Source organism: Plantibacter sp. M259, assembly GCF_006065115.1.
Classification (GTDB): Bacteria; Actinomycetota; Actinomycetes; order Actinomycetales; family Microbacteriaceae; genus Plantibacter; species Plantibacter auratus.
Window position 1 is genome coordinate 113,978 of the sequence record NZ_CP040750.1, and the last position, 14,293, is coordinate 128,270.

Sequence of the window (14,293 nt, forward strand, 5' to 3'; positions counted from 1 at the left end):
CGCTGCATCCCGGGCGTGTCGCCCGGATCCACGCGCTTCAGTCCCGATCGGCGTCACCGATGCCGAGGACGGCCGCTGAGCCGGAACCGGCCGCGACGACCGTCGCGACGGCGAGTGGGCTTCCGCCCCAGGCGGTGAACGAGTACTCGTCTCCGGCGGAGTCGACCGACCAACTGCGCTCGCCCGTGGTCGCGTCGATGCCGACGAGCGTGCCGTCGAGTGTGAGCAGGAGGGTCCGATCGCTGTATCCGACGAGGCTGCCCTCGGCGTCCTGCTCCTCGTATCGGATCTCACCGTTTCGAGCGCCGACCCCGGTGTATCCGCCTTCGCCGTCGCCGAGCATGATCGTGTCGCCCACGGTGTAGGCGCCGTCCCAGGTGCTCGTCAGTCCGCTGCGCCACTCGACCTCGCCGGATCGCGGGTCGAGGCGGCGGACCCGCTCCCCCGACTGGTCGGCGACGACCAACAGCCCGCTCGCGTCGAGCACCACCGGCAACGCCCCGGTCGCCTTCCAGCGCTCGGCGCCGGTGCGGTCGTCCACCCCGCGGATCGTGGTGTCGTTGCCGGAATAGTCGATCGCGACGAGTTCGCCGCCCACCTGCTGGTAGTACCAGGAGAGGTCGCCCTGCCAGTCGATGGTCGATCCGTCGTCGAGCGAGTACACCGCACCGTCGTAGAAGAGCTTGTCGCCCGCGGTGGTCGCCCGCTCGCCGGCGTCGCCGCTGACCTCCCAGACCGGGTCGGTCAGGTCCGTCGACCGATAGCGGCCCACCGTCCCGGTGCGGTCGGCCGTGGTCGACGAGATGAGCAGGTCACCCTCGAGACCCGGGACGAACGCCGCCGGCGCGGCGAAGTCGGCGAAGCCGATCCCCTCGACACTCGAGTGCTCTTGCGAGGTGGACACCACGTGTCCGTCGCGACGGCTCACGGCGACCATGAGGTCGCCCTGGCTCAGCACGATCGCGGCCGCATCCGGTGGGGAGACGACCACCGGTGCGTCGAAGCGGTCGAACTCCGGAGAGAGCTCGGTGACGCGACGGTCCCACAGGGTGTGGCCGTTCGCCGTGTTGACCAGGGAGACCACCGTCTCGCCCGGAGCGTCGTCGATGGTCGTCTGATCCAATGGCCGGTCGGTCGACCACACGAGCAGCGCGGTGTTGGGGCTCGCGGTGTACCCGTTCAGGTAGAGCTCGTCGCCCGCAGGCACCTCGTCGTCCAGCGGATGCGCGAGTTCCCACGTTCCGACGGTCGGTTTCGTCGGGAGGTCGCGGAGGAGCGCGAGCCCCTCGACGCGGTGGGGAACGGCCGCGACCACGATGAGCACGACCGCGACGATCGCAGCGACCACTGCCAGTGCGAGTCCGCCGATGAGGAACCATCGTCGGCGCGAGGGGGTCCGCTTGACCGTGGTGGGCAACGAATCAGGGTGCCAGAGGGCGCGGGGCGCGGTCTCGGTCGCGGTCTGTTCCCCCGGTGCCTCCCCCGCCGCGCTTGCCGAAGCCGGTTCGGCCGCAGCGGCTGTCGCCGGGAGTGGAGTCGACGCCTGCGTCGGCGTCGGGTTGGTGGACTCGGGGTCCTGGGCCGGTGCCGGCACCGCGCTCGGCGCGATCGACGTCGCGGTACCGGGGTTCGTGGGCTCAGTCGTGTCGAGGTCCGGCGACGGCAGTCGATCGGCTTCCGCTGCTGGGGCATCGGTCTCGACCTGGGGTGCATCGGTCTCGACGAGGTCGCCGTCGTCGGCCGGCGTGGGCCGGTCGTCCGTCGACTCCCGCTCGGGCTCGGCCGCCGGCTCCGGCTCGTCCGCCGCCTCGGCCTCGGCCAGGGTCTCCACCGTCGACAGCTCGCCCGTGCGCAGCGGCAACATGGCCCCACAACTCGGGCACACACCGTCGCGACGGTCGACGATCTCGGTCCCGCACGCCTCGCAGAGCTGCACTCGGAGCATCCCCTTCAGGTTCGATGACGACGACGATGCCGTCGTCGGCGGATCAGGCGGGCGCTCCGTCGAGGAACAGCCCGGCGAGGGTGCGCTTGCCGCGGCGCAGCACGGCCACCCCGCCCGTGAGGAACCGGTCGTCCAGGGTCGCGTCGACGTCGTCGATCTTGCGGTTGTTCACCGAGACACCTCCCTGGGCGACCGCGCGTCGAGCCTCACCGAGGCTCGAGCACAGCTCCGTGTCGACGAGCGCCTGGATGACGAGCGTCTCCGCTGCCACCCGCGCGTTCGGCAACTCCGTGACGGCCGACCGCAGCGTGTCCGCGTCGAGTGCGTCCAGATCGCCCTGACCGAAGAGCGCGGCCGACGCGGCGATGGCCGCATCCGTCGCGGCGACGCCGTGGACGAGCGCGGTGACGGCGTAGGCGAGGGTCTTCTGCGCCTCCCGCTTGAACGGTTCCGCCTCGGTCGCAGCCGCCAGTCGCTCGATCTCCACCCGATCGAGGAACGTGAACACCTTCAGCCGGGCGATGACGTCCGCATCGTCGGTGTTGACCCAGAACTGGTAGAACGCGTACGGGCTCGTCATGCTCGGGTCGAGCCAGACCGCGTTGCCTTCGCTCTTCCCGAACTTCGTGCCGTCCGAGTTCGTGATCAGCGGGGTCCCGATCGCGTGGACGGTCGCCCGCTCGACCCGGTGGATGAGGTCGGTGCCGCTCGTGAGGTTGCCCCACTGGTCGCTCCCGCCGGTCTGCAGGACGCAGCCGTATTCGCGGTACAGCTCGAGGTAGTCCATCCCCTGGAGGATCTGGTAACTGAACTCGGTGTAGCTGATCCCCGCCTCCGAGTTGAGGCGGGCGCTGACCGCGTCCTTCTTCAGCATCGTGCCGACGCGGTAGTGCTTGCCGATCTCCCGCAGGAAGTCGATCGCCGAGAGCGGTGCGGTCCAATCGAGGTTGTTGACCATGCGCGCGGCGTTCTCGCCCTCGAAGCTGAGGAAGCGTTCGATCTGCGCGCGGAGGGACTGCACCCACTCGGCGACGGTGTCCGGCGTGTTCAGTGTGCGCTCGGCGGTCGGTCGCGGGTCGCCGATGAGGCCGGTCGAACCGCCCACGAGCCCGAGCGGGCGATGTCCGGCCAGCTGCAGCCGACGCATGACGAGCAGCTGGACCAGGTTGCCCAGGTGGAGGCTCGCAGCCGTCGGGTCGAACCCGCAGTAGTAGGTGATCGGCGCTCCTCCGAGCAGCCGCTTCAGCTCTTGCTGATCCGTTGACACGTGGACGAGCCCGCGCCAGACGAGTTCGTCCCAGACGTCGTCGAAGGTCGGATCGTTGCGCTGGTCAGGAAGAGCGAGGTTCGACACGCTTGCAAGGCTATCAGCGCGGCATCGGCTGCTGGATCGGGCGCATCGGCCTCGGCGTGATCGCGGCGATCGTGACGTGCAGGAATTCCTCTCATTCTTCAGAGTTGTGGAAATACCTGCACGTTGCGAATAGGGTGATCGAGCCGAGCCATCGCCGAGAGGAGCGCCGTGTACGTGCTGACCGTCGATCAGATCGCGAGCCGGACCGGCCCTGATCGCGCCGCCGGTGTCATCGACGCGATCAACGACCGGTTCCCGGACCGCCTGCTCCTCCAGGCCGAACGCACGGCGGGCGACGAGTTCCAGCTCGCCACCGAGGACGCCGAGGTCGCGCTCGCCATCGCCTTCGACCTCCTCCGGGATCACGGCTGGAGCGTGGGCATCGGCCAAGGCGACGTCCGGCGTCCGCTCCCCGAGTCGACCCGAGCCGCGACCGGTCGGGCCTTCTACGCCGCACGGGAGGCCGTCACGCGGGCCAAGCGGGCGCCCTTCCGGTTCGCGCTCGAGGCGGCCGACCAGCAGGGCGGCGCCGATGTCGAAGCACTCATCGTGCTCCTGCTCCACCTCCGCGACCGGAGGACCGCCGGCGGGTGGGAGGTCGCCGACCTGCTCGCGGCCGGCGTGACCCAGTCCGAGGCCGCGGCACGACTCGGCATCACCGAGAGTTCGGTCAGTCGCCGAGTCGCGGCCGCCGGAGTCCGAGCCGAAGCCGCGGCGACCACCGCGCTCATCCGCCTCCTGGCGAAGCTCGACCAGGACGGCTCCGTGCACCACCCCGACGACCGAAAGGACGAGCGATGAACCTCGTCACGCTCACGCCCATCACCTGGCCGACCGTCATCGGCCTCCTCGGAAGCGCGCTCGTCTTCCTCCTGCTGGCCCGGGTGCTGAGCGCGCGTCTCGCGGATCGTCTCCTGGTCGTGGCGGCTGCCCTCATGGTGATCGGGGCCCTCCTGGTCGCGCTCGTCCCCTCGCTTCCGCCGACCGGTCCAGCACTCGTGCTCCTCGGCGTCTTCGTGCTCGCCGTCGCGGTCGCCGGTGGTGGTCCGGTCGCCTCCGTCGTCCTCGCCCTCGCGACGAAGGGCAGCGTCGCCCCCGGGATCCACGGCGGCATCCTCGTGGAGCGCCGGAACCCGAGCGCCCCGCAGGTCGTCGGACGTCCCATCGAGGTGCTGCGTGGCGGGACCGCGATCGGGATCCTCGAACGGCTCGCCCTCGTCGCCGCGTTGTTCTCCGGCTATCCGGAGGCGATCGCGGTCATCGTCGCGGTGAAGGGTGTCGGACGCTTCACCGAACTCGACTCGGCCGAGGCGCGCGAGCGGTTCATCATCGGCTCGCTCGCCAGTCTCCTCTGGGCTGCCGGGGTGGCGTCCATCCTGCTGCTCGCGCGAGGCTGAGTCGGCGGGTCAGTCCATCGCCCTGGGCGACCGGCGGTAGGGCGAGACGGTCGTCTCCCCCGGCAGCACGAACCGCCACGGGTAGGCGGCTCCCCCACCGACCCCGCTGACGCCCGTCCGCGGACCGGTCGCCGAGGCGAGCGGGCGCTCGGGCAGGAGCAGGTTGAAGGGCGGCTCGGCGAGGTCGTCACCCGACTGGTCGAGCGCGATCCCGAGCGCCACGGTGAGCCGCGCCGGTCCTCTGGCCAGGTCGCGATCCGGCACCCGTTCACCGCGTCGCATTCGCGCGAGCTCCAGGCCCGCGACGACCTCGCCGGCGCGCAGGAGGACGGCCGACGCCGTGCCGACAGGCGAGCACACGACGTTGATGCAGACGTGCATGCCGTAGCTGAAGTACGCGTACAGATGCCCGGGCGGACCGAACATCGGACTCGTGCGCGGGGTCGGACCACGGTGCGCATGGGATCCGGGATCCTCGCCGACCCCGAGATAGGCCTCGACCTCGGTGAGGCGGACCGACACGGTGCCCTCGGGCGTCGTGTGGGACAGCACCGCTCCGAGCAGCGCGGGCGCGACCTCGAGAGCCGATCCCGAGGTCAGCGCCCGCAGCGGACCGGCCGTCGTCATCGGACCCCGGCCCGTCTAGAGCGAGAGGGCCTGCGACAGCGCGCCCACCCGCCCGACGAGCGTCATGAGCTGGTCCTGGACCCGCTCAGGCGCAGTCCCACCGGCGCCGAGTCGGCTACCGATCGAGCCGTCGACGGTCAGGACGCTCCGCACGGCCGGCGTGAGATGTTCCGAGACACCCGCCAGTGCGGCGTCGTCCGGTTCGTCGAGCGCCAGCCCGCGCTCCTCGCAGTACCGCACGAGCTCGCCGCTGATCTCATGAGCGTCGCGGAAGGCGACACCTTGCTTGACGAGCCACTCGGCGACGTCCGTCGCGAGGGAGAACCCTTCCGGTGCCAGCTCGCGCAGCCGCGCCGTGTCGAAGCGGAGCGTCGCCACCATCCCGGTGAACGCCGGCAGCAACACCTCCAGCTGGTTCACGGAGTCGAACACCGGCTCCTTGTCCTCCTGCAGGTCGCGGTTGTACGCGAGCGGCAGCGCCTTCAGCGTCGCCAGCAACCCGGTCAGGTTCCCGATGAGTCGCCCGGACTTCCCACGGGCGAGTTCGGCGATGTCGGGGTTCTTCTTCTGCGGCATGATGCTCGAGCCGGTCGAGTAGGCGTCGTCGAGGGTCACGAACCCGAACTCACGGGTGTTCCAGACGATGATCTCCTCGGCGAACCGGGACAGGTTGATCCCGATCAGCGAGGTGATGAACGCGAACTCGGCCACGACGTCGCGGCTGGCGGTGGCGTCGATCGAGTTCTCGGTCGGCCGGTCGAGCCCGAGCTCGTGCGCGACGAGCACCGGGTCGAGGCCGAGGGAACTGCCGGCGAGCGCTCCGGAACCGTACGGCGAGGCGCTCGCCCGGGCGAGCCAGTCGCGGAGCCGCTCCAGGTCGCGGGTGAGCGGCCAGGCGTGCGCGAGCAGCTGGTGGGCGAGCAACACCGGCTGGGCGTGCTGCAGGTGCGTGCGGCCGGGCATCACCGCGTCCGGGTGTGCTTCGGCCTGGGAGACGATCGCGTCGATCAGGTGGATGACGTCGCGGGCGATCACCCGTCCGTGATCGATGAGGTAGAGGCGCACGAGCGTCGCGATCTGGTCGTTCCGGCTTCGTCCGGCGCGCAGCTTCCCACCGAGTTCCTTGCCGGCCCGTTCGACGAGCCCGCGTTCCAGCGCCGAATGGACGTCCTCATCGCTCTCGGCCGCGACGAACGTCCCGTCGGCCACGTCGGCGTCCAGGACGTCGAGAGCGGCGAGCATCCCGCGAAGCTCGTCCTCGTCGAGGTACCCAGCCGAGGCGAGCGCCTTGGCATGGGCGCGGGAACCCGCGATGTCGTATGCGGCGAGGACCCAGTCGAACTGTGTGGACTTGCTCAGACGGGCGAGTTCCGGCGACGGTTCGCTCGCGAAGCGTCCACCCCAGAGGGCCCCGGATTCGCCTGCTCGGTTCTGCTGATCTGCCACGATGGGCCTCCTGTACTGCTGACGCCCGGAGTGCTCCGGACTGGTCGGTCGGCCGCAGCCGGGGAAGGGTCAGGCCGCGGATCCGGCGTGCTGCTGCTCGAGCAGCCACACGAGCAGGGCCTTCTGCGCGTGGAGGCGGTTCTCCGCCTCGTCCCAGATGATGCTCTGCGCCCCATCGATGACCTCGGCCTCGACCTCGAAGCCGCGATCGGCGGGCAGGCAGTGCATGAAGACGGCGTCGGACGCTGCGAGCCCCATGAGCCTGCGGTCGACGCGGTAGCCGCCGAAGATGGCGACGCGTTGCGCCTTCTCGTCCTCCTTGCCCATCGACACCCAGGTGTCGGTGATCATCACGTCGGCATCCGCCGCCGCCGTGTCGGGGTCGGTGGTCACGAGCACGGAGCCGCCCGTCGTCGCGGCGATGCGCTCCGCGTCGGCGACGACGTCCGCAGCCGGGGCGAACTCGGCCGGGGCGGCGATGCGGACGTGCATCCCCGCCGTCGCGCCGGCCAACAGGTAGGAGTGGGCCATGTTGCTCGCACCGTCGCCGAAGAACGACATCGTCAGACCGGCGAGCTCGCCCTTGTGCTCGCGGATCGTGAGGAGGTCGGCGAGGAGCTGACACGGGTGGAAGTCGTCGGACAGCGCGTTGACGACGGGCACGGTCGTCCCGGCCGAGATCTCCTCGAGACCGGACTGGGCGTAGGTCCGCCAGACGATCGCCGCGACCTGACGTTCGAGGACGCGAGCGGTGTCGGCGGCCGTCTCCTTGCCGCCGAGCTGGCTGTTGGCCGTCGAGATGATGAGCGGTGACCCGCCGAGGTCGGCGATCCCCACGGCGAAGGAGACGCGTGTCCGCGTCGAGGACTTGTCGAAGATGACCGCGACGGTCTGCGGGCCTTCGAGCGGCTTGCGCGACCAGCGGTCGCGCTTCAGCTCGGTGGCGAGGTCGAGGATCTCGGCCTGCTCGGCCGGGCTGAGGTCGTCGTCGCGGAGGAAGTGACGGGTCATGGCTGGTGGTCCTGTTCGTGTGGGTCGATGGCCGGTCAGGCCTGGACGGCGTCGAGCGCCGCGCGGAAGAGGGAGGTGAACTCGTCGATCTCGGCGTCGCCGATGATGAGCGGCGGCGCGATCCGGATGCTCGTCGCGTTCGGGGCGTTGATGATGAGCCCACGGTCGAACGCAGCGGCCGACAGCTCCGCGGCCACCGGGGCGCTCAAGCCGATGCCGATGAGCAGTCCGTGTCCGCGGACCTCCTCGACGAGCGGGGAACCGATGACGGTGATGACGGCCCGCAACTGCTCACCGCGTGCGGCGGCGTTCTGCACGAGACCGGCGCGCTCGATCTCCTCGAGCACCGCGTTCGCCGTCGCGGTCGCGAGCGGGTTGCCACCGAAGGTGCTGCCGTGCTGGCCGGGTCCGAACAGCTCGGAGGCTGCGCCGAAGGTGACGAGGGCGCCGATCGGCATGCCACCGCCGATCCCCTTGGCGACGGTGATCGCGTCCGGGACGATGCCGTCACGCTGGAACGCGAACCACTCCCCCGTCCGACCGGCCCCGGTCTGGATCTCGTCGATGATGAGCAGCACGCCGTGCGCCTCGGTGAGCGCCCGGGCACGGGCGAGGTAGCCCTCCGGCAGGTCGATGACGCCGGCTTCGCCCTTGATCGGTTCGAGGATCAGCGCGGCGACCCGGTCGTCGATCGCCGCCTCGAGTGCCTCGATCGTGGTCGGGATGTGCTCGACGCCACCCGGGAGCGGGTGGAACCCCTCCTGCAGGGCGGGCTTGCCGGTCAGGGCGAGCGCCCCGAAGGTCCGCCCGTGGAAGGAGTTCTCCAGGGTGAGGACCCGGGTCCGCGATCCGTCGCCGTGGTTGAGTCGGGCGAGCTTGAACGCCGCCTCGTTCGCCTCGGCACCGGAGTTCGCGAAGTACACCCGACCGCCCTCGTCCGCTCCGGCGAGACGCTTCAATCGGGCCGCGAGCTCGAGCTGCGGCGGACTCGAGAAGTAGTTGGAGACGTGCGCGAGCGTGCTCGCCTGTCGCGTGATCGCACCGACGAACGCCGGATGCGCATGTCCCAGTGCGTTCACCGCGATGCCCGCGAGGAAGTCGAGGTAGCGGTTGCCCTCGGCGTCCCAGACATGGCATCCCTCACCGCGCGTCAGCATGGCGATCGGCGTGTTGAACGTGCGCATCATGTCGCGGTCGACGCGGCTCTTCCAGTCGCTCATGAGTCCTCCGGGACGACCTCGGTGCCTGAGCCGTTCTGGGTGAACACCTCGAGCAGGATGGAGTGGGGTACGCGGCCGTCGATGATGGCCGCCTTGGCGACCCCGCCGTCGACGGCGTCGAGGCAGGCGGTCATCTTCGGGATCATTCCCGATTCGAGCGAGGGCAGCATGGCTCGGAGCTCACTCGTCGTGATCTGCGAGACGAGCGAGTCGCGGTTGGGCCAGTCGCTGTACAGCCCGGCGACATCGGTCAGGATGACGAGCTTCGCGGCACCGAGTGCGACGGCGAGCGCCGCGGCGGCCGCATCGGCGTTCACGTTGAGCGTCTGGCCGGGCTGGTCGAGGTCGGGGGCGATCGAGGAGACCACCGGGATGTTACCGGCGTCGAGGTAGGCCTGCACCGAGGTCGGGTCGACGCTGACGACGTCGCCGACGAGCCCGATGTCCACGGTCTCGCCGTCGACGACGATCGAGCGACGACGCCCGCTGAACAGGCCCGCGTCCTCGCCGGACAGTCCTGCGGCGAGCGGGCCGTGTTCGTTGATCCGCCCCACGAGCTCGGGGTTGACCTGACCGGTGAGGACCATGCGGACGACCTCCATGGCTTCGGGCGTCGTGACCCGGTACCCGCCGCGGAACTCGCTGTGGATGTCGAGCCGCTCGAGCATCGCGGAGATCTGCGGGCCACCACCGTGCACGACGACGGGCTTCAGCCCCGCGTAGCGCAGGTAGACCATGTCCTCCGCGAACGCCTGCGCGAGCTCGTCGCTCACCATCGCGTTGCCGCCGAACTTGACGACGATCGTCTGGTCGCGGAAGGTCTTCAGCCAGGGAAGCGACTCGATGAGGGTGGCGGCCTTGATCGCCGCCTCCTCGGGAGAGTTGTCTCGATACTGGGTCATCATCAGCTCGCGTACGCGCTGTTCTCGTGCACGTAGTCGTGCGTGAGGTCGTTCGTCCAGATGGTGGCTCCCGTGTCACCGGCGTGGAGGTCGATGAGCACGTGCACGGCGCGCGGTGAGAGGTCGACGAGGTCGCGCGACTGATCCGGCTCGCCGGCGGTGCACACCTGGACGCCGTTCATGGCCACGTCGATCCCGTACGGGTCGAACTCGGCGCCCGTGGTCCCGACGGCCGCGAGCACCCGGCCCCAGTTCGGGTCGTTGCCGAAGATGGCCGCCTTGAAGAGGTTGCTGCGGGAGACCGCGCGGGCGACCTCGACCGCGTCGTCCTCGGACACCGCGCCGACGACCTCGATCGCGACGTCGTGGGCCGCGCCCTCGGCATCGGCCTGCAACTGCAGGGTGAGGTCGCGACAGACCTCCGTCAGCGCCTCGGTGAAGGCGGACAGCTCCGGGGTGACGCCGCTCGACCCGGACGCGAGGAGCGACACCGTGTCGTTGGTGGACATACAGCCGTCGGAGTCGAGGCGGTCGAAGGTGACACGGGTCGCGCTGCGGAGCGCCTGGTCGAGCTGCGCCGGCTCGAGCACGGCGTCGGTCGTGATGACGACGAGCATCGTCGCCAGCCCGGGCGCGAGCATGCCCGCACCCTTCGCCATGCCGCCGACGGTCCATCCGTCCGCGCTCCGCGCGGCCTGCTTCGGCTTCGTGTCGGTCGTCATGATCGCGGTCGCCGCGGCGAGGCCGGCCGCTTCGCTCGCACCGTCCTCGTCGGCGACCGCGCGGGTGGCGTCCCAGACGCCCGCGGTCAGCTTGTCGAGATCGAGCTGTTCGCCGATGAGCCCCGTGGAGCAGACGAGGACGTCGCCGGCCGAGATCGCGAGTCGCTCTGCGACGGCCTCCGCGGTCGCGTGCGTCGTCTGGAAACCGCGCGTCCCCGTGTAGCAGTTCGCGCCGCCCGAGTTCAGGACGATCGCCGAGACGATGCCGTCCTGCATGACCTGCTCGCTCCAGAGGATCGGGTTGGCCTTGCACCGGTTGCTCGTGAACACCGTCGCCGCGTGCTGCAGCGGACCGACGTTGTGGACCACCGCGAGGTCGAGGCCCCGGAGGTCTTGAGGCCGCAGGCGACGCCCGCCGCGAGGAACCCTGCTGCTGCTGTCACACTCACGGTGCCACTCCATTCACACTCAAGCCGGTCGTCTCGGGGAGCCCGAGCGCGATGTTCGCCGATTGGATCGCCGCGCCGGCGGTCCCCTTCACAAGGTTGTCGACGGCGGTCACGACGACGACCCGTCCCACCGTCTCGTCGACGGCGATTCCGATCAGCGCGGTGTTGGCGCCGAGGACGTCGGCCGTCCGGGGGAACGAGCCCTCGGGCAGCACCTGGACGAACGGTTCGTCGGCGTAGGCCGTCTCCCAGGCCTCGCGGACCGCTGCCGCCGTGGTGCCCGCGACGATGCGTGCCGTCGAGGTGGCCAGGATGCCGCGCGACATCGGGACGATGACCGGGGTGAACGAGATGGACGCGCGATCGGCACCGGCCGCCCGGAGGCTCTGCGTGATCTCGGGGATGTGCCGGTGGGTACCGCCGACGGCGTACGGGTTGGCCGTGCCGAGCACCTCGCTCGCGAGCAGGTTGACCTTCAGGCTCTTCCCCGCGCCGGACGGCCCGACGGCGAGCACGGAGACGAGGTCGAGCGGCTCGATCACCCCCGCGGCGATGCCGGGCGCGAGGGACAGGGCGACGGTGCTCGCGTTGCATCCAGGAGCGGCGATCCGCTTGGCGCCCACGAGAGCGTCGCGCCCCCGACCGGTGGACGTCTGGAGCTCCGGCACGCCGTAGGCCCAGGCGCCGAAGTAGTCGCCGCCGTAGAAGGCGTCCCAGTCGGCTTCGTCGACGAGCCGGTGGTCGGCTCCGCAGTCGACGACGAGGGTCTCCGGTGGAAGCGATGCCGTCACCTCACCCGACTTGCCGTGCGGCAGGGCGAGGAAGACGACGTCGTGTCCCGCGAGCACCTCCGGCGTCGTCGCTTCGAGGACGAGATGCCGGAGGGAACGGAGGTGTGGCTGGTGGTCGACGAGCGGTTGACCGGCGTTCGCGTGCGCGGTCACCGTCCGGACGTCGAAGTCGGGGTGGTCGGCGAGCAGCCGAAGCAGCTCGCCTCCTGCGTAGCCGGATGCTCCGGCCACCGCTACAGAGAAGGACATGGCTCTACCTTATTGAGTGGACGCTCGAGGGGCGGAGGCGGCGACTCCTGGACGACTGCACGGTCACCTGGACCGTGCGAGCACCTGGGTCGCCTATCGTCGCTCTGCGGTAGCGCGTGCGGACACGGGACGGCGGAGGGCGCGGAGCGTGATCGCCCGCGAAGAACCCTGTGCCTGGAAACGTGCCATGTCGAGAGCGTACTACGACGACGAGGATGCCGACGAATCCGCGCCCGGAGCAGCCCGCTCCGCGATGAGCGCGGCCTGCACCCGCGACCGTGCGTCGAGCTTCACGAGGATCCGGGACACGTGTGTCCGGGCCGTCGCCTCGGACAGCCCGAGCGCGGTCGCGATCCCCGCGTTGCTCAGCCCCTCGCGCAGCTGCTCGAGGACCTCACGCTCCCGCGGTGTCAGCGTGGCCAGACCGGGGTGCGCCGGAGCCGGTGCCGGCACGACCGGAGGTCTGGCCGCGGCGAGACGTTCGAGGACTCGGCGGGTCACTTCAGGGGCGAGCACCGCCTCGCCCGCGTGCACTCGTCGGATCGCATCGACGAGGCCGGCAGCGGAGACCGTCTTCACCAGGAAGGCGTTCGCCCCGGCCGCCAGCGCCTCGTCGACGTACCGGTCGAGCGCGAAGGTCGTGAGCATGATGATGCTCGGCGGTGGGGTGACCGCGGCGAGGATGGCCGGGATCGCGTCGATCCCGGAGGAACGCGGCATCTGGACGTCGAGCAACACGACATCCGGTCGGTGTCGCACGGCTTGCGCGACGACGGCCTCCCCGTCCGCCGCCTCGGCGATGACCAGGATGTCGTCCGGCTCGTCGAGCAGCGCTCCCAGACCCGCTCTGACGGCCGCATGGTCGTCCGCGATGAGGACCGTGATGGTCATGACGCCCCTCCTGCGGTGACGACCGCGGGGGTGGCCGGCGACACCGGGGTCGGCACGGTGAGCGCCGTCCGCCAGTCGGGACCGTCCGGCCCCGCGACGAGGTCGCCTCCGACCAGGCGTGCCCGCTCGGCCAGGCCGACGAGGCCGACCCCACCGGACCCGGCGAGCACCGAGGACGCGGTCGCCGTCGGCAGCGGGTTGCTGAGCGTGACGGACAGGGCACCGGGCGGGAGCGAGACCTCGACCCGCACGGAGGCACCCGGTGCGTGCTTCGCGGTGTTCGTCAGGCCTTCGACGAGCGTGCGGAGCCCGACGATCGAGGTCTGCGCGGGGACCTCGGCGAGCGCCGCGTCGTCCGGGGCCCGTACCTCCACCTCCAGTCCGTTGGCACGGGCGACCTCGACCGCGCGGCGGACCGACTCGGCCGTGAGTCGGTCTGGTGCCTGGGCCAGGTCGTCGGCCGACTGGTCACCGCGGAGCACGTCGATCATCGTGCGCATGTCGGCGAGCGCATCGAGACTGCTGGTCCGGACGAGTGCGAGGCTGCGCCGCAGCGCCACCGGATCGGTGCCGTCGCGTCGTTCCAGGGCCGCCGCCGACTGCATCGCGATCGCCGAGAGGTGACCGGCGATGACGTCGTGCAGCTCCCGGCTGAGCTCGAGCCGTTCACGGGTCACGGCGTCCTGCCGGAGCGCAGCCGCCGCCTGGGCGATCGTGTCCGCGCGCTCGCGCTGGCGTTCAGCCTCAAGACGGGGATACCGGACCATCCTGCCGTACCAGATCGAACTCGCCAGGATGACCGGGACGATGATGAGCGAGCCGAGGACCACTCCCCGACCGAGCCGGGTGACGGCCTGGACGTCGTCGGTGAACCAGATCACCGCGAAGACACCGACCGACACGACGGCCAGCGCGGTGCAGGCGAACGCGGCGATGTCCATGACCCGGGACCGCGAGTAGAGCGCCGCCGCATAGGCGAGGTCGGACACGACGATGAGCATCCCGAGGCCGCTGCCTCCGGTGGTGAGCGCCTCGGCGAGGGCGATCAGGACGCCGACGGCCAGCGTGGTCAACGGGCGTCGGCGGCGGAGCAGGTGCACCGCCAGGATGGCGACGAGGAACGCGAGGGTGAGGAGGAGCGGCGGTTCCGACACGGTCGTCCCCCAGGGGACATGGATCCCGAGGAGGGCGAACAGGAGTCCCATGGCCGCGCACACCGTGGTGATGACCGGCTCGCGGTGTCGATCCACCCATGCGCGCGGTCCTTCGAGAGCAGCCATGCCTCCATC

Annotated in this window: 12 protein-coding genes and 1 pseudogene; 2 read left to right on the top strand and 11 right to left on the bottom strand. The window is 70.6% G+C overall.

The window, feature by feature from the left end; translation table 11 throughout:
* Positions 1-37: 37 nt before the first annotated feature.
* Together FGL15_RS00525 and tyrS are read right to left on the bottom strand one after the other, a co-directional pair.
* On the bottom strand, positions 38-1,945 hold the full coding sequence (locus FGL15_RS00525) for a PQQ-binding-like beta-propeller repeat protein (RefSeq protein ID WP_138944572.1): 1,908 nt from the start codon (positions 1,943-1,945) through the stop codon (positions 38-40).
* Positions 1,946-1,988: 43 nt separating this feature from the next.
* Complete coding sequence (tyrS, locus tag FGL15_RS00530) at positions 1,989-3,299, bottom strand: tyrosine--tRNA ligase (protein ID WP_138944573.1); 1,311 nt, start codon at positions 3,297-3,299, stop codon at positions 1,989-1,991.
* Positions 3,300-3,467: 168 nt separating this feature from the next.
* Between tyrS and FGL15_RS00535 the strand changes: the two genes are divergently transcribed.
* Positions 3,468-4,100 (top strand): DNA-binding protein, encoded by a 633-nt coding sequence (locus tag FGL15_RS00535; RefSeq protein WP_138944574.1) that lies wholly within the window; start codon positions 3,468-3,470, stop codon positions 4,098-4,100.
* Positions 4,097-4,696 carry a hypothetical protein gene (locus FGL15_RS00540; RefSeq protein ID WP_138944575.1) on the top strand — a complete coding sequence of 200 codons (600 nt, stop codon included), beginning with the start codon at positions 4,097-4,099 and terminating at the stop codon, positions 4,694-4,696. Before FGL15_RS00535 ends, FGL15_RS00540 begins: the two co-directional genes overlap by 4 nt.
* A 9-nt stretch (positions 4,697-4,705) precedes the next feature.
* Here the strand turns inward: FGL15_RS00540 and FGL15_RS00545 are convergent, their stop codons facing one another.
* The 9 genes and pseudogenes from FGL15_RS00545 to FGL15_RS00585 form a co-directional block, all read right to left on the bottom strand.
* Positions 4,706-5,323: a DNA-3-methyladenine glycosylase gene (locus tag FGL15_RS00545; protein ID WP_138944576.1), complete on the bottom strand. Its 618-nt coding sequence runs from the start codon at positions 5,321-5,323 to the stop codon at positions 4,706-4,708.
* 15 nt (positions 5,324-5,338) lie between these two features.
* Entirely contained in the window at positions 5,339-6,769 is a 1,431-nt protein-coding gene (gene argH, locus FGL15_RS00550) for an argininosuccinate lyase (RefSeq protein WP_138944577.1), read from the bottom strand.
* A gap of 69 nt (positions 6,770-6,838) precedes the next feature.
* Positions 6,839-7,780 carry an ornithine carbamoyltransferase gene (argF, locus tag FGL15_RS00555; protein WP_064294412.1) on the bottom strand — a complete coding sequence of 314 codons (942 nt, stop codon included), beginning with the start codon at positions 7,778-7,780 and terminating at the stop codon, positions 6,839-6,841.
* Between the two features lie 35 nt (positions 7,781-7,815).
* The gene (locus tag FGL15_RS00560) at positions 7,816-9,000 is read right to left on the bottom strand and encodes an acetylornithine transaminase (RefSeq protein ID WP_138944578.1); all 1,185 of its coding nucleotides are present in this window, start codon (positions 8,998-9,000) and stop codon (positions 7,816-7,818) included.
* Entirely contained in the window at positions 8,997-9,902 is a 906-nt protein-coding gene (gene argB / locus FGL15_RS00565; RefSeq protein ID WP_138944579.1) for an acetylglutamate kinase, read from the bottom strand. Before argB ends, FGL15_RS00560 begins: the two co-directional genes overlap by 4 nt.
* 2 nt (positions 9,903-9,904) lie before the next feature.
* Positions 9,905-11,073: pseudogene (gene argJ, locus FGL15_RS00570) on the bottom strand (bifunctional glutamate N-acetyltransferase/amino-acid acetyltransferase ArgJ).
* A complete protein-coding gene (gene argC, locus FGL15_RS00575) occupies positions 11,070-12,113 on the bottom strand; it encodes an N-acetyl-gamma-glutamyl-phosphate reductase (RefSeq protein ID WP_138944580.1) in 1,044 nt (347 codons plus the stop codon). The pseudogene argJ and the gene argC overlap by 4 nt, the downstream one beginning before the upstream one ends.
* Positions 12,114-12,314: 201 nt before the next feature.
* Positions 12,315-13,004, bottom strand: coding sequence for a response regulator transcription factor (locus FGL15_RS00580; protein ID WP_138944581.1), 690 nt, complete (start codon positions 13,002-13,004; stop codon positions 12,315-12,317).
* A complete protein-coding gene (locus tag FGL15_RS00585) occupies positions 13,001-14,284 on the bottom strand; it encodes a sensor histidine kinase (RefSeq protein WP_138944582.1) in 1,284 nt (427 codons plus the stop codon). The genes FGL15_RS00580 and FGL15_RS00585 overlap by 4 nt, the downstream gene beginning before the upstream one ends.
* Positions 14,285-14,293: the final 9 nt, after the last annotated feature.

Bases quoted from the DNA above. Each gene is read 5' to 3' on its own strand.
- argF (WP_064294412.1), bottom strand. From the start codon at position 7,780: ATGACCCGTCACTTCCTCCGCGACGACGACCTCAGCCCGGCCGAGCAG.
- FGL15_RS00580 (WP_138944581.1), bottom strand. From the start codon at position 13,004: ATGACCATCACGGTCCTCATCGCGGACGACCATGCGGCCGTCAGAGCG.
- FGL15_RS00540 (WP_138944575.1), top strand. From the start codon at position 4,097: ATGAACCTCGTCACGCTCACGCCCATCACCTGGCCGACCGTCATCGGC.
- FGL15_RS00585 (WP_138944582.1), bottom strand. From the start codon at position 14,284: ATGGCTGCTCTCGAAGGACCGCGCGCATGGGTGGATCGACACCGCGAG.
- FGL15_RS00525 (WP_138944572.1), bottom strand. From the start codon at position 1,945: ATGCTCCGAGTGCAGCTCTGCGAGGCGTGCGGGACCGAGATCGTCGAC.
- argB (WP_138944579.1), bottom strand. From the start codon at position 9,902: ATGACCCAGTATCGAGACAACTCTCCCGAGGAGGCGGCGATCAAGGCC.
- FGL15_RS00545 (WP_138944576.1), bottom strand. From the start codon at position 5,323: ATGACGACGGCCGGTCCGCTGCGGGCGCTGACCTCGGGATCGGCTCTC.
- FGL15_RS00560 (WP_138944578.1), bottom strand. From the start codon at position 9,000: ATGAGCGACTGGAAGAGCCGCGTCGACCGCGACATGATGCGCACGTTC.
- argC (WP_138944580.1), bottom strand. From the start codon at position 12,113: ATGTCCTTCTCTGTAGCGGTGGCCGGAGCATCCGGCTACGCAGGAGGC.